General features: G+C 66.1%; 18 protein-coding genes. 14 read left to right on the top strand and 4 right to left on the bottom strand.

Annotated elements, in window-relative coordinates:
* Nucleotides 1-20 precede the first annotated feature (20 nt).
* Together AC07VL_RS13450 and AC07VL_RS13445 are read left to right on the top strand one after the other, a co-directional pair.
* Nucleotides 21-1,175 (top strand): LLM class flavin-dependent oxidoreductase, encoded by a 1,155-nt coding sequence (locus AC07VL_RS13450; RefSeq protein ID WP_494806311.1) that lies wholly within the window; start codon nucleotides 21-23, stop codon nucleotides 1,173-1,175.
* Nucleotides 1,176-1,397: 222 nt separating this feature from the next.
* Entirely contained in the window at nucleotides 1,398-3,773 is a 2,376-nt protein-coding gene (locus tag AC07VL_RS13445) for a TonB-dependent receptor (RefSeq protein ID WP_494806310.1), read from the top strand.
* 63 nt (nucleotides 3,774-3,836) lie between these two features.
* On the opposite strand, the gene AC07VL_RS13440 is transcribed toward AC07VL_RS13445, so the two are convergent.
* A complete protein-coding gene (locus AC07VL_RS13440) occupies nucleotides 3,837-4,889 on the bottom strand; it encodes an ABC transporter substrate-binding protein (RefSeq protein WP_494806309.1) in 1,053 nt (350 codons plus the stop codon).
* 225 nt (nucleotides 4,890-5,114) lie between these two features.
* Between AC07VL_RS13440 and AC07VL_RS13435 the strand changes: the two genes are divergently transcribed.
* From AC07VL_RS13435 to AC07VL_RS13400, 8 genes are all read left to right on the top strand, one after another.
* The gene (locus AC07VL_RS13435; protein ID WP_494806308.1) at nucleotides 5,115-5,873 is read left to right on the top strand and encodes a class II aldolase/adducin family protein; all 759 of its coding nucleotides are present in this window, start codon (nucleotides 5,115-5,117) and stop codon (nucleotides 5,871-5,873) included.
* Nucleotides 5,874-6,021: 148 nt separating this feature from the next.
* A complete protein-coding gene (locus tag AC07VL_RS13430) occupies nucleotides 6,022-7,095 on the top strand; it encodes a PhnD/SsuA/transferrin family substrate-binding protein (RefSeq protein ID WP_494806307.1) in 1,074 nt (357 codons plus the stop codon).
* Between the two features lie 10 nt (nucleotides 7,096-7,105).
* A complete protein-coding gene (locus AC07VL_RS13425; protein WP_494806306.1) occupies nucleotides 7,106-7,960 on the top strand; it encodes an ABC transporter permease in 855 nt (284 codons plus the stop codon).
* Nucleotides 7,957-8,721, top strand: coding sequence for an ABC transporter permease (locus AC07VL_RS13420; protein ID WP_494806305.1), 765 nt, complete (start codon nucleotides 7,957-7,959; stop codon nucleotides 8,719-8,721). The genes AC07VL_RS13425 and AC07VL_RS13420 overlap by 4 nt, the downstream gene beginning before the upstream one ends.
* A gap of 4 nt (nucleotides 8,722-8,725) precedes the next feature.
* Nucleotides 8,726-9,979, top strand: a complete 1,254-nt coding sequence (locus tag AC07VL_RS13415; protein ID WP_494806304.1) for an MFS transporter — start codon at nucleotides 8,726-8,728, stop codon at nucleotides 9,977-9,979.
* Nucleotides 9,976-10,857, top strand: coding sequence for an ABC transporter ATP-binding protein (locus tag AC07VL_RS13410; protein WP_494806303.1), 882 nt, complete (start codon nucleotides 9,976-9,978; stop codon nucleotides 10,855-10,857). The genes AC07VL_RS13415 and AC07VL_RS13410 overlap by 4 nt, the downstream gene beginning before the upstream one ends.
* Before the next feature lie 39 nt (nucleotides 10,858-10,896).
* On the top strand, nucleotides 10,897-11,958 hold the full coding sequence (locus AC07VL_RS13405) for an ABC transporter substrate-binding protein (protein ID WP_494806302.1): 1,062 nt from the start codon (nucleotides 10,897-10,899) through the stop codon (nucleotides 11,956-11,958).
* Between the two features lie 48 nt (nucleotides 11,959-12,006).
* Nucleotides 12,007-13,062 carry an ABC transporter substrate-binding protein gene (locus AC07VL_RS13400; protein ID WP_494806301.1) on the top strand — a complete coding sequence of 352 codons (1,056 nt, stop codon included), beginning with the start codon at nucleotides 12,007-12,009 and terminating at the stop codon, nucleotides 13,060-13,062.
* 70 nt (nucleotides 13,063-13,132) lie between these two features.
* On the opposite strand, the gene AC07VL_RS13395 is transcribed toward AC07VL_RS13400, so the two are convergent.
* Entirely contained in the window at nucleotides 13,133-13,309 is a 177-nt protein-coding gene (locus AC07VL_RS13395; protein WP_494806300.1) for a hypothetical protein, read from the bottom strand.
* Between the two features lie 103 nt (nucleotides 13,310-13,412).
* Between AC07VL_RS13395 and AC07VL_RS13390 the strand changes: the two genes are divergently transcribed.
* A complete protein-coding gene (locus AC07VL_RS13390) occupies nucleotides 13,413-16,106 on the top strand; it encodes a polysaccharide deacetylase family protein (RefSeq protein ID WP_494806299.1) in 2,694 nt (897 codons plus the stop codon).
* 2 nt (nucleotides 16,107-16,108) lie between these two features.
* Entirely contained in the window at nucleotides 16,109-16,483 is a 375-nt protein-coding gene (locus AC07VL_RS13385; protein ID WP_494806298.1) for an immunity 22 family protein, read from the top strand.
* Here AC07VL_RS13385 and AC07VL_RS13380 read toward each other — a convergent pair.
* A complete protein-coding gene (locus tag AC07VL_RS13380; protein WP_494806297.1) occupies nucleotides 16,456-17,688 on the bottom strand; it encodes a response regulator in 1,233 nt (410 codons plus the stop codon). The genes AC07VL_RS13385 and AC07VL_RS13380 overlap by 28 nt on opposite strands.
* A 130-nt stretch (nucleotides 17,689-17,818) precedes the next feature.
* Between AC07VL_RS13380 and AC07VL_RS13375 the strand changes: the two genes are divergently transcribed.
* Both AC07VL_RS13375 and AC07VL_RS13370 read left to right on the top strand, forming a co-directional pair.
* Complete coding sequence (locus AC07VL_RS13375) at nucleotides 17,819-19,897, top strand: TonB-dependent receptor (protein WP_494806296.1); 2,079 nt, start codon at nucleotides 17,819-17,821, stop codon at nucleotides 19,895-19,897.
* Between the two features lie 56 nt (nucleotides 19,898-19,953).
* Nucleotides 19,954-20,499, top strand: coding sequence for an RNA 2'-phosphotransferase (locus tag AC07VL_RS13370; RefSeq protein ID WP_494806295.1), 546 nt, complete (start codon nucleotides 19,954-19,956; stop codon nucleotides 20,497-20,499).
* 29 nt (nucleotides 20,500-20,528) lie between these two features.
* Here the strand turns inward: AC07VL_RS13370 and AC07VL_RS13365 are convergent, their stop codons facing one another.
* Complete coding sequence (locus AC07VL_RS13365; protein WP_494806294.1) at nucleotides 20,529-21,380, bottom strand: aldo/keto reductase; 852 nt, start codon at nucleotides 21,378-21,380, stop codon at nucleotides 20,529-20,531.
* Between the last annotated feature and the right edge of the window lie 40 nt (nucleotides 21,381-21,420).

Genomic DNA, 21,420 nt, shown 5'->3' with positions numbered 1-21,420 from the left:
CTTACCAAGGAGTATTCCACATGGCAATCGATTTTTTCTGGCGCATCCCCACGCATGGCGAACCGAGTTCGCACCGCGCCCGCACGCCGTTTCGCGGCGACTGGTTTCCCGGCAATGACAGCCTGCGCCAGGCCGGCCTCGGTGGCGGCGGCGCCGACGGCTTTACGTATATCGACTACCTGGCCGAGATCGCCCGTGCGGCTGAAATATCGGGTTTCCAGGGCGGCCTGATTCCGTCGTTCCCCATGACGGATGAACCGTGGGCCATTTCCGCGCTGCTGGCGCGCGAAACGCGCACTTTCCGCTTCATGATCCCGTTCCAGCCCGGCTTTCTGAACCCCGTGGTGGCCGCGCGCATGACGGCCAGCCTGCAGCGGGCCACGGGCGGGCGTGCCCTGTACAACGTCATCACGGGCGGCGGCGGCCCGGCGCAGCTGTGGTGGGGCGATGCGGCCGGCCACGACGACCGCTACACGCGCACGACGGAATTTCTCGACGTGGTGCGCGGCGTGTGGCGCGGCGGACCGTTTTCCTACCAGGGCAAGTTCTACCAGGTGGAAGACGCGGGCCTGGCCACGCCCCTGTCGGAACAGGATTTCCCCGAGATTTACTTTTCCGGCTCCTCCGACGCGGCCCTCGGTTCGGCCTCGAAGCACGCCGATTACTACCTGACGTGGCTGGAACCGTTCGAGCAGCTGCGCGAGAAATTCGCCCGCGTGCAGGAAAAGACGGCGCTGCTTGGGCGCAAGATCAAGTGCGCCGTGCGCGTCGACATCGTCGCCCGCGCCACGGAGGAAGAGGCGTGGGACGAAGTGCGCAAGGGTTTCGATGCCGTCGATGCGGCCACCCTGCGCCAGTTCCTAGGCGCCGATGGCGGCGATTCCGTGGGCGCGGCGCGCCAGCGGGGCAACCGCCCGACGACCCTGAACAGCTACAAGGACTTGATCACGGCGCCGAATATCTGGTCCGGCTTCAACCTGCTGCGTGGCGGGCAGACGCAGGGTATCGTCGGCAGCTACCAGCAGGTGGCCGAACGCCTCGACGAACTGGTGCAGCTGGGCGCCGACGCCTTCATCCTGGCCAGCACGCCGCACCTGGAAGAAGCGTACCGCGTGGGCGAGGAAGTGCTGCCCCTCGTGCGCGGCCACACGGCGGCAGTGCTGCGCGCCGCCTGATCCTTTCCCCTGTTGCCGCGACAGCAGCGCCACGGCCTGCTGTCGCGCAGGCAGCACGCGGCCTCGCCCCTGCTGCCAAATCAACAGCGCTATCATCTCGATAGTCTTCCTTTGAAATCAAGTACTTGAGTTTGATTTTGCTGCGCTGCGGCAGCGGGCATGCCCCTTGCAATACTGGTCATCACCATCTCGCGTTTTGACTTTACTCAAGGATAACCACCCATGCGCCGTTCGACCGCCCCCGCCGCTTTTTCCTCTTTCCCCTTTCGCTTGACGCCGCTGCGCCGCGCGTTGCGCTCGGCCTTCGCCATCGGCGGCCTGATGCTTGCCCCAGGCCTGGCCCATGCCGAAGCGCCTGCCGCCGTGGTGACCGATGCCACGGCCGACGCGAATGGCGCCGGCGAGGGCGCCTCGCTGCAATCGGTGACGGTGACGGCGCAAAAGCGCGAGGAATCGGCGCAGAAGGTGCCCAGCGCGATCACGGTCCTGGGCGGCAAGGAGCTGCTCGACACGGGCATCGGCCGCTCGGCCAGCGAAATCCTCAACTACGTGCCGAATGCCTCGGCCGGCACGCAGCAGCACGGCCGCCCGCGCTGGTGGATACGCGGCGTGGGCGCGGGCCAGCAGCAGGTGGACTTTCCGAACCCCGTCGGCTTCTATCTCGACGACGTCTACATCAGCAATTCCAGCGCCACGGGCTTTCCCCTGTTCGACCTGGACCGGGTGGAAGTGCTGCGCGGCCCGCAGGGCACCCTGTGGGGCAAGAACACGACGGGCGGCGCCATCAATGTGATTTCGCGCAAGCCCTCGTTCAAGTCCAGCGGCTACGCCAAGATTGACTACGGCAGCTATGACACGACCCTGGCCGAGGGCGCCATTGGCGGCGCGCTGGTCGACGAAGTGCTGGCGGGGCGCTTGTCCTTCCACACGGAACAGCAAGGCGAGGGCCGCTTCCACAACCTGTTTACGGGCGAGCGCGATGGAAAACTCAAGGACAGCGCCATCCGCGGCCAGCTCAAGGCCCTGATCGGGCGCGACCTGACGGCGAACCTGAACCTGCATTACCGCGACTACACGACCAAGGGCGCCACCACCACCGTGGCCAGCTATGGAGCCAATGGCGTGTACCGCAACGGCTACGTCCCCAGCACGAATCCCGACGACGTGAGCACGAATGCGCCGGCCGACAGCGATGTGCAACAGGGCGGCGCCCAGCTGAACCTCGAATATGCGCTGGGCGAGCTGACCCTGACGTCGATCACCGGCTATGAAAACTTCCGCAACGAGGCCACGGGCGACAGCGACAACACGCCGCTGGAAGTGGGCCGCAGCCGTTCCAAGGCCAGCAGCCGGCAAGTGTCGCAGGAGCTGCGATTGACGTCGCCGCAGAACGGCGCCGTGAGCTGGGTGGCGGGCCTGTTCTACTTCAATGAAAAGATCGACTCCGATTCGGCTGGCGCGCGCCTGCCCAACGGCACGGTGCCGGCGCTGGCAGGCAGCACGCAGCCCGTCGGCTACAACCGCACCATTTACCAGCACAAGGCGCGCAGCGCGGCCATCTTCGGCAGCACCACCGTCAATTTCAGCGAGCAGCTGCTGTCCACCTTCGGCCTGCGCTGGACCACGGAAACCAAGGACCTCGATTTGCGGCGCGTGCAGGCCGCATCGAACACGGTGACGTTCGGCGATGCCGCGAACTGGTGGAACACGGTCCAGGGTGGCAATTACACGGCCGCTTCGGTCGCCAACAATAACTTCACGTCGAATCCGTCCACCACGTGGAATGCGCTGACGTATGACGTCACGCCCGAATACCGCTTCAGCCGCACCCTGCGCGGCTACCTGAAATACGCGCACGGCATCAAGTCGGGCGGCTACAACACGAGCGCGACGGACGTGCGGGCCCTGAACACGGTCAAGCCGGAAACCCTGAACTCGTTCGAGGCGGGCATCAAGTCCGAATGGCTGGACGGGCGCCTGAACTTCAACGCCAACGTCTTCCACTACGACTACAAGAACGTGCAGGTGAATATCACGGGCGTGTACAACGGCGACCCCACGCAAAGCGTCAATTACCTGCAGAACGTGCGCAAGGCCCACGTGAATGGCGCGGAATTCGAGGTCGAGGCGCAGCCGACGGACAACCTGCACGTCAACGCCAACCTGGGCCTGCTGCGCACGGAATTCGACGATTTCGCCATCCAGAACAATGGCGGCGACCGTTCCGGCAACGAATTCGTGCGCTCGCCCCACGTGACGGCCCTGCTGGCGGCCGACTACCGCTACCCGCTGGGCAATGGCGCGCAGCTGGTCTTCAGCGGCGACGTGCGCTATACGTCGAAGCAGTACTACTATGTCGACCCGCAAAGCGACGCGCGCGGCTTGCTGAACCAGGGCGGCTTCGCGCTGGCCAATGCGCGCCTGTCGTACGTGCTCCCGGGCGGCAAGCAGCGCATCACCGCGTATGCGAACAACCTGGCCGACAAGGTCTACCGCAACCATACGCTCACCAGCTTCGTGCCCGGCGCCGTCAACGGCGACACGGTCATCATCGGCCAGGGCCGCACGGTAGGCGCGTCTTATACCGTCCAGTTCTGATGGCGCTTGATGGATATGGAAAGGCCGGCGCAAGCGCCGGCCTTGTCGTTTCATGGCGCCGGCTTACGCGGCCACGTGCAGCAGGGCGTCCAGCCGCCGCTGCGCTTCCTTCAGCGGTCGGCGGTCGATCCAAGCGTCGATATCGACGTCGCGGTCGAGGAAGCCGTGCTGCAGCTGGAAATCCTTCTGCTGGCGGAACAGCGTCACTTTTTCTTCCGACAGGTCGGGCGCCAGGGCCAGGTGGAAACCGTCGCGGTAGGCTTCGGCCACGGCATCGGCGCCGGCCCGCGTTTCGCCCTGCAGGATGGCCAGCACGTCGGCCTGGTGGCTGCGCGCCCAGTGCGCGGCGCGCAGGGTCTGCGTCAAAAAGCGCACGACCAGCTCGAAATGCTGTTCCAGCATCGTTGCATGCACGGTGATCGGGCGCGGCGTGCCATTGTTTACGCGGAAGCGCCGGTCGGGCAGGGCATCGATATCGATGCCTACTTCCAGTCCCGCCGCGCGGGCCGCCTCGGCCGCCGCCGCGCCTTTCACGTAGACGGCATCGACGTCGCCGCGCAAGAGCGGGCCTATGCCTTGCCACAGGCCCGGGCCCAGATTGCCCGATGCCTGGGCGTCGGCACCCACTTCCACCAGCTGCACATCGTCGAGCGTGAGACCGGCGGACGCCAGCACGCCCTTGTAGCCGGCCAGGCTCATGCCGCGCGCGATGCTGCGCCCGCGCCGGTTGTCGCGCAAGTCCTCGGCGCGGAACACGGGCAGCGCCAGGCGCTTGCCCTGCAACTGCGCGGGCGTCGTGATGCCGGAAGCGGGGCGCACGAGGATGGCTTGCCATTCATCGATCCACGTCAGGCCGATCAGGCGCGTGGGCGCCCCTTGCGCGCGGGCGGGCAGGGCCAGCAGGTTGCCCCCTTCGCGCACGAGCGTGGACAGGCCATGGTCGTAGTGGTGGCGCGCCAGCTCGCCGCCCACTTCCTGCAGGGTTTTCAGGGCGATGCCGTCGCGGGCGAATTCTTCGTCCAGCCAGCCCAGTTTGTAGGCCAGGCCCGTGGCCGTAGGCACGGGGCAGCGGGTGAACCAGACGGTATCGACGGCGGGGGAGGTTGCGGTGGTCATGGATTTCCTTCGTGGTGGTGGAAGGCTTGAGCCGTGCAGGAACCGTGCCCGCGCCGCTTGCTGGCTTGCCGACAGCCGCTGCGCACAATGCTGCTGCCGTGCCAGCAGCCGCTGTTGCGCAGGCAGCAGCCTTCCACCATTTCTGCGGTCCCGGCGCTGGCACGCGTCTTGCGAAAGTACAGCCATGACTAACCCGTATTCCAACCCTAAAGAATGGAGCATGACATGACGGACGTGGCACAAGCACAAGCACCAGAGCAAGTACAAACCCAGGAGTTGACGGCGGCCGAACTGGCCTTCGTGGAACAGGTGCGGCGCGATGCGCAGACCGCCTTCGACGGCTTGCGCGAGACGGGCAGCCTGACGGCCAACGGCACGGTGGGCTTCGTCGAGCGCACCCCTGGCGGCGACAAGGTCGTGGTGGTCAACGATCCCGGCCCGTTCCGCCGCGGCCAGCCCCTGAAGGCGGCCGTGCTGGCGCTGGATGGCACGGTGCTCGTGGGCGACGCCAACAACGGCGGCGCGCGTTACTTAAAACTGTTCCGCGAGCGGCCCGAGGTTACGTCGATCTCGCATGTGCACTCGCCGTCGCTGGGCGCGTGGGCGCAGACGCACCGCACCCTGCCGATCCGCTACGTGCCCGTGCAGCGCTACCAGCTGGTGCGCGAAATTCCCATCTATATCGACCGCCGCCAGCCGGAAGTCGATTTCATCCTCGGCGAAATCGCCCGCAATACGCATGCCACGGCCATCCTGGAAGCGAATGGCGGCGCCACTGTGTGGGGCAAGCAGGGATTGCTGAAGCTGGCCGAATTCATCCTGCTGCTGGAAGAGGGGGCAAAAATCCAGATCGCGGCCGAAGCCATCGGCGGTTCGCGCGACTTCGGCCCGGGCGTGCTGCTGCAGCAATGGAAGATGAGCAAGCTGATCGACACGGCGCGCGCCCTTTCCCTGTTGCCTGCCACCGACCTGGTCAACACCTGACCAAACCTGCTGCGCGTTGCGCCTTGCGGCCTGTGATGCTCGCTGTGCCCAGGCACAGCTGCGCTTCTCGGCCACAAATCGCTGCCGCTCGCGACGGTTTTGTCAGGTGTCGTTGTGTAAAAAATATTTAACTAAGAACAGGCCCGAGATGTCATTGAAATTCTTACGTTTGAGCTGGCGCAAAGTCGTCGCGGCCGCCCTGGCGGTCAGCGTGCTGGCGCCAGCCATCGCGGCGGCGGCCGAGCCGCTGCCGGCCGCCGTGCGCATCGCCGTCGTGGCGCGCGCGGCGCCGTCCGGCAAGACCGTGTTTGCCGGTTCGGCCGCCCAGGTGGCCGCGCAAGGCTGGCTGGCGGCGGAACTGGGCAAGCTGGGCGTGAAGCTGGAATGGGTGCCCGTCACCACCAATTCCGTGGCGACGCAAGTCAACGAGGCGTTTGCCAACCATTCGATCGACCTGGCCCAGTATGGCGACTTGCCCTCGATTATCGCCAATGCCTCGGGCTTGCAGACGCGGCTGATCCTGCCCGGCGGCAGCTTCAGCAATACTTACCTGGTGGTGCCGCGCGGCTCCACGGCCCGTTCGATCAAGGACTTGAAGGGCAAGAAGATCGCCCTGCACCGGGGGCGGCCATGGGAATACCCGTTCGCGCGCCTGCTGGAAGCGAATGGCATGACCTTGCGCGACGTCAAGGTCCTCAACCTGAATCCGCAGGCAGGCGCTGCCGCCGTGGCGACGGGCGGCGCCGACGCCTTCTTCACCCTCAGCGACGCCTTCCTGCTGGAAGATAAACAGGTGGGCAAGATCATCTGGTCCAGCAAGGCGCCGCCGCAGGACTGGAAGATGCGCGCCGAACTGTGGGCCGACAGCGGTTTCCTGCAACGCTGGCCGCAGCTGGCCCAGCTAGTGGTGACGGCCTATGTGCGCGAGCACCACCGGGCCGCCGGCGCCGGCGGCGAAGACGAATACGTGCGCACCGAGGCGTCCGCGGGCCAGGTGGAAAGCGTGGTGCGGCGCGAACTGGCGGGCGACCATACGCCGTGGCAGGCGCGCTGGTCGCCCTTGTTCACGGCCAGCCTGCGCCAGCATTACGCGGGCGAGGCGGCATATGCGAAGAGCGCGGGCCTGATCGGCCGGCCCCTGCAAGTCGACAGCCTTTTCGCGCCCCAGTTCGTCAACCAGGCGCTGGCGCAGCTGAAGCTGCAAACCTACTGGTCGCCATGACGGGGCGCGCATGAATACTCTCGCCAACGCCATCGCCTTGCCGCGCGCCGCCGCGCCAGCGCGTGCAGCCTCTGTCCCCTGGCTGCAGCGCTTCGTGCGCTCGCCCTGGTCCGTGTGGGCCTCGCCGCTGGCCTTGCTGCTGCTGTGGACGGCGGCCACCGCCTTCGAATGGATGCCCGCGCACATTTTGATGTCGCCGTGGCAAGTGCTGCTGACGGCCCGCGACCTGGCCGAGAGCGGCGAACTGGGCCAGCACCTGGGCATCAGCCTGTTCCGCCTGCTGGCCGGTTTCGGCCTGGGCGCCAGCCTTGGCCTGGCGTTTGGCGTCGTGCTGGGCCTGTCGCCGGGCTTGCGCAGCTATGTCGATCCCACCTTCAATGTCCTGCGCCAGCTGCCCACCGTCGCCCTGATCCCCCTGTTTATCCTGCTGTTCGGCATCGGCGAGAGTTTCAAGGTGTTTATCGTGGCCAAGGCCAGCTTCTTCATCGTCGCGCTGGCCGTGCACGACGCCATCCGCAACCTGTCGCAGCGCTACTTTGAGGTGGCGCAAGTGTATTGCTTTTCGCGCTGGCAGCGCATCCGCCTGATCGTCCTGCCCGCCATCGTGCCGGCCGCGCTGACGGGCATGCGCATCGCCCTGTCGCGCTCGTGGATGGTGCTGGTGGGCGCGGAATTGCTGGCCGCCGACAGCGGCCTGGGCCAGATGATGGAAATGGGCCGGCAAATGTTCCGCCTCGACGTGGTCATGGTGGGCGTGGTGCTGACGGGCGCCATCGGCTTCGGCCTGGACCGGGCTTGCCACGCGCTGGAAGCATGGCTGATGCGCTGGAAGCGCAGCGGCGATGGTAAGGGAGGCGCCGCATGAAGCAGCGTTTAGTGTTGGTGATCAAGGGCGCGCTGCTGCCGCTGGCCTTGCTGGGCGCCTGGCAATGGGCGTCCGGCCAGGGCGCGGCGGCCGCCTACATCTTCGTCTCGCTGGGCGACCTGGCGCACAGCCTGCGCGACCTGGTGATCACGGGCGAACTGTGGGTGCACCTGCACGCCAGCCTGGGACGCACGCTGGCCGGACTGTTGCTAGGCGGCAGCGCCGGCATCGTCACGGGCGCGCTGATGGCGCAGTCGCCGCTGGCGGACCGCCTGATCGGTCCTTTGTTCCACAGCATCCGGCAAGTGCCTTTGCTGGGGCTGATTCCCTTGCTGGGCTTATGGGTGGGCAATGGCGACGGCGCCAAGCTGCTGGTGATCGCCATCGCCGCCTTTTATCCTGCCGTGCTCAACACGTATGCGGGCATGCGCCAGGTGGAGGGGAGATTGCGCGAAGTGGGGCAGGTGCTGACCCTGACGCGCTGGCAGACCTTGCGCCAGATCCTGTTGCCGGGCGCCATGCCGGCCATCGTCACGGGTGTCACGCATGCGCTGGCGTTTGCCTGGCTGGCGTGCCTGGGCGGCGAACTGCTGTTTTCGGCCGGCCCCGGCATGGGATCATTATTGCTCAACGGAGAAGTGTCGGGCCGCATGGATGTCGTCCTGCTGGCCGTGCTCGTGATCGCGCTGCTGGCTCAAACGATGAACGTGGCGTTTGCGCGTCTCGCGCGCCTGCTGGTGAAGGGGCGCAGCAGTGAGTGAATCCTTGCCATTGACTGCAGAGGCGGCGGCGAGCGCCCGCGACGGCGAGCTGCGCGCCTTCTTGCTGCGCTTTATCGGTTTGACCCTGCTGTCGGGCGTGACCATCGGCATGAACAAGGTGCTGGCCACCTTGCTGGGCTTGCATCTGCACGTGAGCAATTTCCAGCTGGCCGCGATCAGCAGCGCGGAAACCCTGGCCATGGCGCTAGGCACCATTCCCGCCGGCTATATCTTGTCGCGCGGCAACCCGAAGCATCTGTACGCGGGAGTCAGCCTGAGCCTGGCGCTGGCCTTTTGCGTGCTGCCGTGGCTGCCCGGCTGGCAATGGGTGGCCCTGCTGATGTTTTTGGTGGGGTTGTGCATTTCGCTGCGCATCGTGGCCATGAGCACCGTGTTTCTCGTGCGCTTGCCGGAACTGGGGCAGGGCAAGGCGGGCTGGTACAAGGGCACATTAATCCTCGGCATGCAGTTCCTGGGGCCGTTGTGCGGCAATTACCTGATCGCGCAGCTGGGCTTGAAAGCGGGCTTCTTGATCTCCGCCCTGATGTTCGCCATCCTGGCCGTGCTGGGCTGGCAAGTGTTGCCCAGCAGTACTGCGCCGCGCAAGCCGGCAGGGCAGGCCGCGTTGCCGGGCGCGGCCAGCCTGCGACAGCTGCTGCGCCTGCCCATCGTGCGCGTGACTTACCTATTTGAAATCCTCGCCAGCTTCACGGCATCCAGCGTGGGCGTGTTTTCCATCCTGCTGGCCATCCGCGTGCTGCACTGGCCTCCTCACCACGCCGTCTGGTTGATGGCCGTGCAGGGCTTGAGCTGCGTGCTGGTGCTGCTGTTCCTGGGGCGCTTCGTGCTGGCCAGCCGTTACCGCGAGCAATTGTATGGCGGCGCCCACCTGGCCATCATGGCCGCCTTGCTGATCCTGGGCCTGTGGCCGGACAGCATCGCCTACCTCGCGGCGTCCGTGCTGCTGGGCCTGGGACTGGGCGTGAATAACCTCGTGAATACAGACAATATCGCCCGCGCCCCCGTCGACAAGGCCCGCGTTTCTGCCCATCTGACCCTGTTCGGCATGGTGGGCGGCACGGCTGGCGCGCTGGCGGCGGGCCGCCTGGCGGACGTGACGGGACTGCGCAATGTATTTCTCATCTGGCTGTTCCCGTGGCTGGCCGCCTGGCTGGCCTTCCACGGCAGCCGCTGGCTGCGCCGGGCGCGGCCCGCCGCCGTTTCTTCCCTCGCCCCTACTGTAGAGAGTGCGCCATGAATGATCTCGTTTCCCCTTCGACCTTGCTGCCGCAGCGGCAGCACCTGAGCGGCGGCCTGCAGGTGCAGCACGTGAGCAAGTCGTTCGCGCTGAAAGGCGCGCCGCTGCCCGTGCTTGACGATATTTCCCTGACGATTGCGCCAGGCGAATTCGTCGCCATCGTGGGCGCCTCCGGCTGCGGCAAGTCCACCCTGCTGCGCCTGCTGGCGGGCCTGGACACGGATTACACGGGCTTGCTGCTGCACGATGGCGTGCCCATCCGTGGCACGGATCTGCGCCGCGGCCTCGTGTTCCAGGACCACCGCCTGTTCCCGTGGCTGACGGTGCAGCAGAACGTGGCCGTGGCTTTCAGCAATACCAAGGTACCCCTGGCCGAGCGCGACGCCCGCGTGGCGGCGGAAATCGCGCGCGTGGGCCTCGATGGCTATGCGGATGCCTATCCGCACCAATTGTCGGGCGGCATGTCGCAGCGGGCGGCCATCGCCCGCGCCCTCGTCGGGCGGCCCGACGTGCTGCTGCTCGATGAACCGCTGGGCGCGCTCGACGCGCTGACCCGCTTGCGCCTGCAGCAGGAACTGCGCCGCCTGTGGCAAGACGAGGGCATCACCATGGTGATGGTCACGCATGACATCGATGAAGCCGTCTACCTGGCCGACCGCATCGTCGTGCTCGATGCGCGTCCTGGCAAGGTGCGCCGGGTGCAGGACGTGCCGCTGGCCCACCCGCGCCAGCGCGGTGCGGCCGGCTTTGTCGCCATCCGCGACGGCTTGCATGGGGATTTCAGCGACCTCGACGAATCGCATGCGCCACCGGCGCACGATGTGGACCCCAGCAGCTTGTGGGATGGCAATGAATGGGCGCGCAGGATGGCGCTGTAATTTTCGTGTTTTTGATATCCATCAACCTGGAGATACAAGATGAGCAATGAAAGCCAAGCACTCGACACCCTGTGGTACACGCGTTGCCCCGTCCCGACGGGACTGGGCATCGCCCTGCAGCAAGGTTGGCTGGAAGACGCCTTGCGCGCCGACGGCACCAGCCTGCGCTCCTTGCGCGAGTCCGACCAGGAAGCCGTGCGCGAATCGCATTTCGACCATACCCTGCAGAACTCCGTGCGCCACGGCGGCAATATTCCCGCCCTGTGGGCCAGGGCGGCAGGGCGCGACACGCGCGTCATCGGCCTGTCGTGGTCGGACGAGACGCAGCTGATACTGACCCTGCCCGACAGCGGCATTGCCACGGTGCGCGACTTGAAGGGCCGGCGCTTCGGCTTGCCCCTGTGGGCCAGGGCGCAGATCGACTTTGCGCGCGCACAAGCCTTGCGGGGACTGGAAAACGCCCTGAGCCTGGAAGGCCTGGCTGTTGCTGACGTGGAACTGGTCGATTATGTGATCCAGGCGGGCCAGAGCGAAACGCCGCCGGAGCGGGGCGCGGCGACAAACCTGTTCAGCGGCGCGCGGCGGGGCGGGCAAAGTCCGGAGCTGCTGGGCCTCTTGCGGGGCGAGGTGGATGCCATCTTCCTGAAAGGCGCCTCGGCCGCCCAGCTGGCGCAGCAGTTCGGCCTGCATACGGTGATCGATACGGGCAGCCATCCGGAACCATTGATCCGTGCCAACAATGGCACGCCGCGCACCCTCACCGTCGATGCGCACTTGCTGGACCACCATTTTAGCTCGGCCGTGACCCTGGTCGAGCAGGTGCTGCGGGCCGAAGCGTGGGCGCGGGGTCACGCGGACGACACGCGGCGCTTTTTGGCGCGCGAATCGAATGCCAGCGAGCACTGGGTGCAGGTGGCCTACGGCAAGGATGCGCATCTGCGCCTGGACACGGACCTGGCGGAAACGTCGGTCGCGGGCTTGCAGGATTTCAGCGATTTCCTGTTCCGCTGGAACTTCCTGCCCAGCAAGGTCGACGTGCGCGCCTGGATCGACCCCCGTCCTTTCGACGCGGCGCTGGCGCAAACGCGCCGGGCGGCCTGAGCGGGAAGCACGTCAACGGTGGCCATGCTCGATGATGAGGAGAATGCGATGCGGCGACGCACGGTGATGGGCGGGCTGGCCTTGCTGCCCCTGGCGGGACAGGCGGTGTCGGCGGCGAAAGGAGCGGGGGCATCGCCGGCGGCCCTGCGCATCGCCTCGACGGGCTTTGCGGAAAACGGCAGGGCGGAACTGGGGGGCATCGCTTACCGGGTGCAGCAGGAAGGCTGGCTGGCGCGCGAACTGAAGCAGCGGGGCGTGCGGCTGGAATGGCTGCCCGTCACGGGAGACACGGGCGCGACCATGAACGAAGCGTTCGCCAGCGGGCGCATCGACATGGCCGCGTATGGCGACTTGCCGTCCGTCATACTCAACGCGGGCGGCGTGCGCACGCAGGTGATCGTGCCGGCGGGGCGGGGCACGGACCAGTTCCTGCTCGTGCCCACCGGTTCGCGCGCCACGTCGCTGGCCGACCTGAAGGGCAAGCGCATCAGCGTGCACCGGGGCCGGCCGTGGGAACTGGGCTTGCGCCAGCTGATCGCCGACCAGCGCATGTCGCCCACGGATTTCCGGCTGATCAATATGGACCTCAAGCCTGGCACGGCCGCGCTGGCCACGGGCGCCGTCGATGCCTTGTTCATGATCAATGGCTATCCGCTGGAAGACAAGGGCATCGGCCGCATCATCTGGTCCAGCAAGGGCTTGCCGGAACGCAAGATGCGGGCGGAACTGTGGGCGCGGCGCGACTTTACGCAAGCCCATCCCGCCATCGCGGAACTGGTGGCCACGGCCTGGCTGCGGGCCCAGCACTGGGCGGCGCTGGACGGCAACCGCGAAGCCGTCATCAGGGATGGCACGCGCAATGGCACGCCCGACAGCGTGGTGCGGCGCAGCTACGACGATCCCGGCTTGCAGTGGAAGGAGCGCTGGTCGCCCCTGTACGACGACGCCGTGTACCGCCATTACCGCAGGGTGCTGGCGTTTGCGCAGGAACAAAAGCTGATCCGCCAGCCCCTGACGGCGGAAGAGCTGCTGGAACCGCGCTTCGTGGCGGCCGGCCTGAAAAAGCTGGGCCTGCTTAATTACTGGGAGCCGGCCAAGGTATAGCCCGGCGGACAGGCGCGTGGAGGGCAGCGCCTGTCACACGGCTCGCCAGCGGCAGCGGGACGCGGCACGTTCAGTGCGGCAGGCACACGCGTCCCGCAAAGTTCACCACCCCATCGCCCGCGTGTGCGCGCAGTTGCAGCAGCAACAGTGCCATTCCCAGCATCAGCGCGGCGGCGCAGAGTTTCTTGTGCATCTTCTTTCCCGTTTCCACTGTGAGGTTGACGGCAGTATTATTGCCTAAATTCATTTGTGCGCATGAGCTTGTTGCCAAGCGTGCTCTACAATTATGCCTCGTGCGCCTGCGCGCCATCTGAATTTTATGCATAGTATGTGAAGGGAATGACAAGCCTGTGACTTCCAAACCGATCAAGATCGCCGCCACCGTCGTCGTGGCACTCGCCGCCGGGGCCGGCATATACACGGCCACCCGTCCCGCCGCCACGGCCACGCCGGGCGCGCCAGCCCCGGGCAGCCCGGCCGCCGCGCCGCAAGCGGCCGCCGGCACGGCCGCCGTGGCCAGCCAGTTCCGCGACTTGCTGGCCAATTTCCGCAAGATCATCGTGCTGCTGGCCGACGAGCAAAGCTTGCCGGAAGGGGCGCGCGACGAAGCCCGCAAGGTGGGGCAGGCCCTGTTCCATGAAAACCAGGAGCGCATCGCCAGGCTGGACGCGGCGCTGGACCAGCTGACGGCGCCCACGAATCCGGGCCGCTTCGAGGCGCTCGACAGCCTGCTGACGTATATCGAATCCGATCCCGGCCTGTATGACGCGGACCGCCTGGCCTTCCGCGAGCTGCTGCAAAGCATGCTGGCCGACGTGGCCAGGGATACGTCCTTGCCGGCGATCAAGCTGCACAAGCGCATTTCCGAAGACCTGGACGCGCTGGGCGAGATCGAGCGCAATTACGAGAAGGAAATCCGGCAAATCTTCGGCAACCTGGGCCAGCGCGCCATCGAACTCAAGCGCGAACGGTGGGACGATTACGTGGCGCAGCTGAAAAAACTCTACAGCCGCGAACAGATCCTGAAGGAAAACGGCATCGTCGTGCCGTATGCGACTCCGCCGGCTGGCTCCGTGCCCGACACCAAGCCGACGCCAAAAAAAGATGAGGCGGAGATCTTCGGCCTGGGCTTGCCGAAGAAAACCATCGTGCTGACGTTTGACGACGGTCCGCACCGCCGCTACACGGAAGAAATCAGCGCCATTTTGAAACAATATGGCGTGCCGGCCGTGTTCTTCAACGTGGGCCGCAACCTTGGTTCGCTCGATGCGGCAGGCCATGCCAAGCTCAATGCGGGCGCGGAAGTGAGCCGCAAACTGATGCAGGAGGGCTATGCCGTGGGCAACCACAGCTTCAGCCATGCGCAATTGTCGAAGCAGACGGGCGACAAGCTGAAGGGCGAAATCCTCGGCACCGACACTTTATTGAAGGCCATCAGCCCCGAGCGGGCCGCGCTGTTCCGCTTTCCATATGGCGCGCGCAACAGCGAAGGCATGGCCGCGCTGGCCGATGCCCACCTGAAATCCGTGATGTGGAACATCGATTCGCTGGACTGGGCCGACCCCGTGCCCAGTTCCATCACCAGCCGCGTGCTGGCTTCCGTCGACAAGGCGGGGCGCGGCATCATCCTGTTCCACGACATCCATGAACGCACGGTGAAAGCCTTGCCTGCCGTGCTGGACAAGCTGGTTGCCGAAGGCTATCAATTTGCGGGCTGGGATGGCACGAGCTTCCAGGTGGCGAAAAGCACGGCGCCCGCACCGGAAAAAGTGCCCGTCACCACGGGCTACGCCAATTCCTGGGCCGTCGTGATCGGCATCGACGACTATGCCAGGTGGCCGAAGCTGCAATATGCGGTGCGCGACGCGCAAAGCATCCGTGAAACCCTGATCGAGAAATTCGCCTTCGCGCCCGAGCGCGTCGTGACCCTGAAGAATGGCGAAGCGACGCGCAACAACATCCTGGCCGCTTTCCACGACAAGCTGGCCCATGGCGGCGTGCAAAAGAATGACCGCATCTTCGTCTTCTTTGCCGGCCACGGCGCCACGCGCAAGCTCAGTTCCGGGCGCGACCTGGGCTATATCGTGCCCGTCGATTCCGATCCGGCGCAGTTCGCCACGGATGCGATCCCGATGACGGAAATCCAGAATATCGCGGAAAGCCTGACGGCCAAGCATGCCTTCTTCGTCATGGACGCGTGCTACAGCGGCCTGGGCCTGACGCGCGGCGCCGGTTCCAGCTCTTTCCTGCGCGACAATGCCAAGCGCATCGGCCGGCAAATGCTGACGGCCGGCGGCGGCGACCAGCTGGTGGCCGACGGCGGGCCGAACGGCCACTCCGTCTTCACGTGGACCCTGCTGCAAGGCTTGGCGGGCAAGGGCGACCTGAACGGTGACGGATTGATCACGGCCACGGAACTGGCGGCCTACGTGGCGCCGGCCGTCTCCAGCGTGTCGAACCAGACGCCCGCGTTCGGCAGCCTGCCCGGTTCGGAAGGGGGCGATTTCGTCTTCGAGTTGCCGGGCGAAACGGAATTCCTCAGCCCGAACACGGCACAACTGTCCACGGAAGCCATCGCCCTCAATAGCAAGCTGGACGCCAAGCCGCAAGCGGCCAGCGTGACGGTGAAGGATTTGCAGGGCGGCGAGCAGAAGATCGTCACGCCGGGCGCCGTGCCCACTTCCGCGCGCCAGCTGGCGCAGCGGGCCAACGACCGCGGCTTGCAGCTGTACAAGGAGAAACAGTATGCGCAGGCGGAAGCGCAATTCACGGAAGCGCTGAAACTGCGTCCCGACTTCGCGCTGGCCGCGAACAACCTGGGCTTTGTCTTCTACAAGCAGGAAAAATACCGCGAGGCGGCCCGCTGGTTTGAAAACACGGTCAGGATGGACCCGTCGCGCGCCATCGCCTATTTGAACCTGGGCGACGCGTACGCCAAGGCCGGCGATGCCGCCAAGGCGAAAGCGGCCTATAAAACCTATCTGGAACTGGCGCCGACGGCCTCGATGGCGCCGGCCGTGCGGCAAAAGATGGAGAAGCTTTAATTTTGCCCACGGTCCATGTGTTTGCCTGCAGCGGCCGCTTCGCCTCCCGGGAAGCGCTGCAGGCTTATGTGACGCCCGCGTACACGGAAGACGGCGACGCCGTGCCGTCGCCATTCATCCTGGAAACGGGCCTGACGGATTACGAGCCGGCCTGCATCGAGAGCGCGCAGCAAGCCTCGCCCGCGCCGCTGGCGCAGCTGCTCGATGGCGTGTCGTATGCCGGCAGCTGGCTGGCGCAGGCCTGCGCGGACGCGCAGGGCATGCTGGCCGACACGGGCGTGTGCGTGTTTGCGCCCAACCGGCTGGCGCACCCGCAGCGCAGTTCGCTGCATTACGTGGGCAGCTACGCCTATTGCGCCGATGCCCCCGGCGATTGATCGCCATCACCGCGCCCCTCGTGCAATAGCTTGTTGACGCTGGCCAGCAGGCTGGTGCCCGAGGTGGTGATGAAACGGGCACCCGCCGCTTCCGCTTCCGTGCCGTAGCTGGCCAACGTATCCTTGCTGCAATACACGACGATGGGTAGCTCGGGCCGGGCTTGCCGCACTTCGCGCACGGTGCGCACGCCCGCATCCTTGATGCGCCGGCCGTTTTCCGCCCGCGCCATGTCCGTGATCAGCAGCGCGTAGCGCTTCTGCTGCAGCATGGCCAGCGCCTGCCGCATGGACACGGCCTGGTCCACCTTGATGTTTTCCCGTTCCAGCTGTTCCACCAGCAAGGTATTGTTGCGCGGATGATCGTCCAGCCACAGCACGAGGCTGGCGGGCTTTTGCGCCGTCGGCATGCCGGCCAGGGCCGTGACGGCGGCGCCGCCATCGGGCGGGTGGGCCAGCAGCAGCTGCGTGACGGCTTCCTGCATGTCGTCGAGCGACTTTTGCTGCAGGCGGCTCAGTTCCGTGACTTCGATTTCCTTGCCGCTTTCCAGGCGCACGGATTCATTCTTGACGAGGCTGTCTGCCCGCTTGATCATGATGGACAGGTAAATGCGCGTGAGCAGGTAGCCGATCAGGAAGCCGTGCACGGAAAAGAACAGCATGATGCCGCCCACCACCGCCATGGCCGTGGCCGTGTCAATGGCCAGGCTCGGCGCGATGAAGGCCACCATGCTGCGCGCGCTGCCGGGCAGGCTTTTGAGCTCGATCAAGCCCACGCCGACGATGATTTTCGTCAGCCAGTCCGATACTTCCACCAGGTTGGAATTGATTTCCATGGGCGTGGGCGTGCCCAGGAACAGGGTATTGCCGGGGGTTCCCGCCGCCGCATCGGCCCCGGCGGCCGGTGGCTCGTCCGTGGGGCGGCCCTTGCCGGCGGCCCGCTCGTCGGGCGGGGCCACGTTGACGGTGCCCGAGGGTACGGTGCGGGGGATGCCGAACAAGAATCCCAGCAGCATGCCGCTGACGCAAAAGCCCAGGCTCCACAGCAGCGCTGGCACGGCGTGATAGTAGGGCGGCAGCACGGCGCCGGCCAGCACGGCCAGCATGCCGGCCAGCAGGATGAACAGCAGGGTATACGGCAGCACGTCGCGCTTGCGGGCGGCGGCAAGGCTCCTGGCCGGCTTGCTGGTGTTCTCGGTCTGGTCCACGGGGTACTCCCTGGAAATCCGTGCCCATGGACACGGCAGTGAATCCGAAATGACGCTGGCGGCGTATAAGCAGGTGCATGTTGCAACGAGGCTGGCGGCCCGTACTGACATCATAAAAACTGGAGACGCGATGCCATTGATAAAACGCAAACAGCTGGCAGCTTGTACGCTGGCGCTGCTGTCCATGGGGGCCAGGGCCGTGGCGGCAGACCCGGCCGAGGCGGCCAGCGGCGCCGGCGAGGAGCGCACGGTGCGCGTGACGGGGCACTACGACAATGCCGTCGGCACGTCGGACGCGGCCAGCCAGGGCGTCATCACGAACGAGCTGATCGTCAACCGGCCCGCCCTGCGCACGGGCGAGCTGCTGGAATTCGTGCCGGGACTGATCGTCACCCAGCACAGCGGCGATGGCAAGGCCAACCAGTACTTCCTGCGCGGCTTCAACCTCGACCACGGCACGGATTTCGCCACCTATGTGGATGGCATGCCCGTCAACATGCGCACCCACGCGCACGGGCAAGGCTATTCCGACCTCAATTTCCTCATTCCCGAACTGGTGCAGCGCATCGACTACAGGAAGGGGCCGTATTTCGCGGGCGAAGGCGATTTTGCCTCGGCAGGCAGCGCCCGCATCCGCCTGGCCGACAAGCTGGCGCAGGGCCAGGCCAGCGTCTCGGTCGGCCAGCACGGCTATGTGCGCGGCGTCGTGGCCGACGCCTTTGGCGCCGGACCGGGCACCTTGCTGGTCGGCCTGGAAGTGAACCGCAACAACGGTCCCTGGGACGTGCCCGAGCACGTGCGCAAAGTCAGCGGCGTGCTGCGCTACAGCCAGGGCACGCCGGATGACGGTTTCAGCGTGACGGGCATGGCTTACCACAACAGCTGGAATGCCACGGACCAGGTGCCGCTGCGCGCCGTCGCATCGGGCCAGATCGGCCGCTTCGGCAGCCTGGCGCCCAGCGACGGCGGCGACACGTCGCGCTACAGCCTGTCCTACGCCATGCGCCGCCGCACGGAAAACCGCTTGTTCGAGCTGGACGCCTACCTGATCCGCTCGCAGCTTGAGCTGAACAGCGACTTCACGTATTTCCTCGCCAACCCGCAGCAGGGCGACCAGTTCCAGCAGAGCGAACGGCGCACGGTGGCGGGCGTGAACGCCAGCGAAAGCTGGACCATGGAGCTGGCCGGCTTGTCCATGCGCAACAAGCTGGGCGTGCAGGCCCGTTTCGACCGCCTGTCGCCCGTGGGCCTGTACAACACGGTGGAGCGGGTGCGGCAGAGCACGGTGCGCGAAGACCGCGTACGCGAGGGCAGCGTCGGCCTGTACGGCGAAAACACCGTGCAATGGCTGCCCTGGCTGCGTTCCGTGGCGGGCTTGCGCTACGACGCCTACCGCTTCAATGTGGCGAGCAGCATTGCCGGCGACAGCGGCACGGTAAACGACCATGTCGTCTCGCCGAAGCTGTCGCTGATCCTTGGTCCGTGGAGCAGGACGGAGTTTTTTGTGAACTATGGCAAGGGTTTTCACAGCAACGATGCGCGGGGCACGACGCAGACGCGCCTGCCGGACGGGGAAGCCGCCACGCCCGTCACGCCCCTGGTGCCGACCAGGGGCATGGAGCTGGGGGCGCGCACGGAATGGCTGCCAGGCCTGCAAAGCTCGCTGGCCCTGTGGCGCCTCGACATCGCCTCGGAACTGCTGTTCGTGGGCGACGCGGGCGAAACGGAACCGAGCCGCGCCAGCCGGCGCCACGGCATCGAGTGGAACAACCACTATATTGCCGCGCCGTGGCTGCTGTTCGACCTGGACCTGGCCGCCTCGCGCTCGCGCTACACGCAGGATGACCCGGCCGGCAACCATATCCCCGGTGCCATCGGCAAGGTGGCGTCATTTGGCGTGACGGTGACGGACCAGGGACCCTGGTCGGGCGCCTTTCAATTGCGCTACTTCGGTCCCCGTCCCTTGATCGAGGACAATAGCGTGCGCTCCGCCTCCACCACCTTGGCCTACGCGCGCGTGGCCTACCAGCTCAACCGCAAGACGCGCATCACGCTCGACGTCTTCAACCTGTTGAATAAACGCGCCAGCGACATCGATTACTACTATGCGTCGCGCCTGCCCGGCGAAGCGCAAGACGGGGTGGATGACCGGCATTTCCACCCCGTCGAACCGCGTTCCGCGCGCCTGACCTTGTCATATGCGTTTTAAAAGGCGTAGACTGCGGCCATGGCGCCCGCTGTGGGCGTCAACAATAATAAGATTGAATGACAGATAACTTAGTACATACCAGCAAATTCCTTTCCCTCATACTGCGCCACGCCCCCGAAAAAATCGGCCTCGCACTCGATGCCCAGGGCTGGGCCGACGTCGGCCAGCTGCTGGCCCAGGCGGCCCGGCACGGCCTCCGCCTTTCCCGTGAACAATTAGATGACGTGGTGGCACGCGACAGCAAAACGCGCTATGCCATCAGTGCCGACGGCTTGCGCATCCGCGCCAACCAGGGCCACTCGCTGGCCGCCGTCGACATCGGCTTGCCGCCCGCCGCGCCGCCCGCCATGCTGTACCACGGCACGGCCAGCCGTTTCGTCGAGGCGATCCGTGCTGCCGGCCTGCTGCCGGGATCGCGCAATCACGTGCACTTGTCCAGCAACCGCGAAACGGCCGTGGCCGTGGGAGCGCGCCATGGCAAGCCCGTCATGCTGACGGTGGATGCGGCCGGCATGCAGGCGCACGGCCACGCGTTTTACGTGTCGGCCAACGGCGTGTGGCTGACTCAAGCCGTGCCGCAGGCCTTCATCGGTTTTTCCTGACGGGGGGCAGGACTGCCCCCCACGCGAGTTCAGATAGCGAGCTTGCGCTCGGCCATCCACTGGACGATGGCCGGGTCGCGGTGCGAAAAGAAGCTGCTGGTACCCGTTTCCAGGGTGGCGATGGCGGCCATGTCCGCCTCGTCGAGGTGGAAGTCAAAGATGGCCAGGTTTTCCGCCATGCGCTCGCGGCGCACGGTCTTGGCCAGCACGGCGATGCCGCGGTGCGTCAGCCAGCGCAGGACGATTTGGCCCACGGATTTGCCGTGCTTGCCGGCGATGCCCAGCAGTACCTCGTTCTGGAACAGATTGTTGCGGCCTTCGGCGAACGGCGCCCACGCCTGCGGCTGCACGCCGTGCTCCAGCATGAAGGCCACGCTGTCGGCCTGCTGGTGGAAGGGGTTGACTTCGATCTGGTTGACGGCGGGCGCGATGTCGTTGAAGGCGATGATGTCCATCAGGCGGTCGGGCTGGAAATTGCTCACGCCGATGGCGCGCAGCTTGCCGCTGCGATACGCATCCTGCATGGCGCGCCAGGAACCGTGCACATCGCCAAACGGCTGGTGGATCAGGTACAGGTCCAGGTAATCGAGGCGCAGGCGGCGCAGCGAGTCGTCGATCGCCTGCGCCGTGCGCTCGTAGCCTGTGTCCTGCACCCACAGCTTGCTGGTGACGAACAGCTCCTCGCGCGGCACGCCGCCGTGGCCGATGCCCTGGCCGACGGCCGCCTCGTTCATATAGGATGCGGCCGTGTCGATCAGGCGGTAGCCGGCGGCGATGGCGTCGATGACGCTGCGCTCGCATTCGGCCGGGTCGGGGATCTGGAAGACGCCGTAGCCGGCGATGGGCATGACGATGCCGTTGTTGAGGGTGACGTGTTCCATGGCTAAGCTCCTTCGCTTATTGACAGGAGCTACTCTACGG

This window comes from Janthinobacterium sp. GW821-FHT03C08, from assembly GCF_059420905.1.
This window is presented reverse-complemented; position numbering and strand designations above follow the sequence as displayed.

Bases quoted from the DNA above. Each gene is read 5' to 3' on its own strand.
- AC07VL_RS13405 (WP_494806302.1), top strand. From the start codon at position 10,897: ATGAGCAATGAAAGCCAAGCACTCGACACCCTGTGGTACACGCGTTGC.
- AC07VL_RS13430 (WP_494806307.1), top strand. From the start codon at position 6,022: ATGTCATTGAAATTCTTACGTTTGAGCTGGCGCAAAGTCGTCGCGGCC.
- AC07VL_RS13445 (WP_494806310.1), top strand. From the start codon at position 1,398: ATGCGCCGTTCGACCGCCCCCGCCGCTTTTTCCTCTTTCCCCTTTCGC.
- AC07VL_RS13375 (WP_494806296.1), top strand. From the start codon at position 17,819: ATGCCATTGATAAAACGCAAACAGCTGGCAGCTTGTACGCTGGCGCTG.
- AC07VL_RS13395 (WP_494806300.1), bottom strand. From the start codon at position 13,309: ATGAATTTAGGCAATAATACTGCCGTCAACCTCACAGTGGAAACGGGA.
- AC07VL_RS13435 (WP_494806308.1), top strand. From the start codon at position 5,115: ATGACGGACGTGGCACAAGCACAAGCACCAGAGCAAGTACAAACCCAG.
- AC07VL_RS13400 (WP_494806301.1), top strand. From the start codon at position 12,007: ATGCGGCGACGCACGGTGATGGGCGGGCTGGCCTTGCTGCCCCTGGCG.
- AC07VL_RS13440 (WP_494806309.1), bottom strand. From the start codon at position 4,889: ATGACCACCGCAACCTCCCCCGCCGTCGATACCGTCTGGTTCACCCGC.
- AC07VL_RS13420 (WP_494806305.1), top strand. From the start codon at position 7,957: ATGAAGCAGCGTTTAGTGTTGGTGATCAAGGGCGCGCTGCTGCCGCTG.
- AC07VL_RS13450 (WP_494806311.1), top strand. From the start codon at position 21: ATGGCAATCGATTTTTTCTGGCGCATCCCCACGCATGGCGAACCGAGT.
- AC07VL_RS13365 (WP_494806294.1), bottom strand. From the start codon at position 21,380: ATGGAACACGTCACCCTCAACAACGGCATCGTCATGCCCATCGCCGGC.
- AC07VL_RS13410 (WP_494806303.1), top strand. From the start codon at position 9,976: ATGAATGATCTCGTTTCCCCTTCGACCTTGCTGCCGCAGCGGCAGCAC.
- AC07VL_RS13425 (WP_494806306.1), top strand. From the start codon at position 7,106: ATGAATACTCTCGCCAACGCCATCGCCTTGCCGCGCGCCGCCGCGCCA.
- AC07VL_RS13370 (WP_494806295.1), top strand. From the start codon at position 19,954: ATGACAGATAACTTAGTACATACCAGCAAATTCCTTTCCCTCATACTG.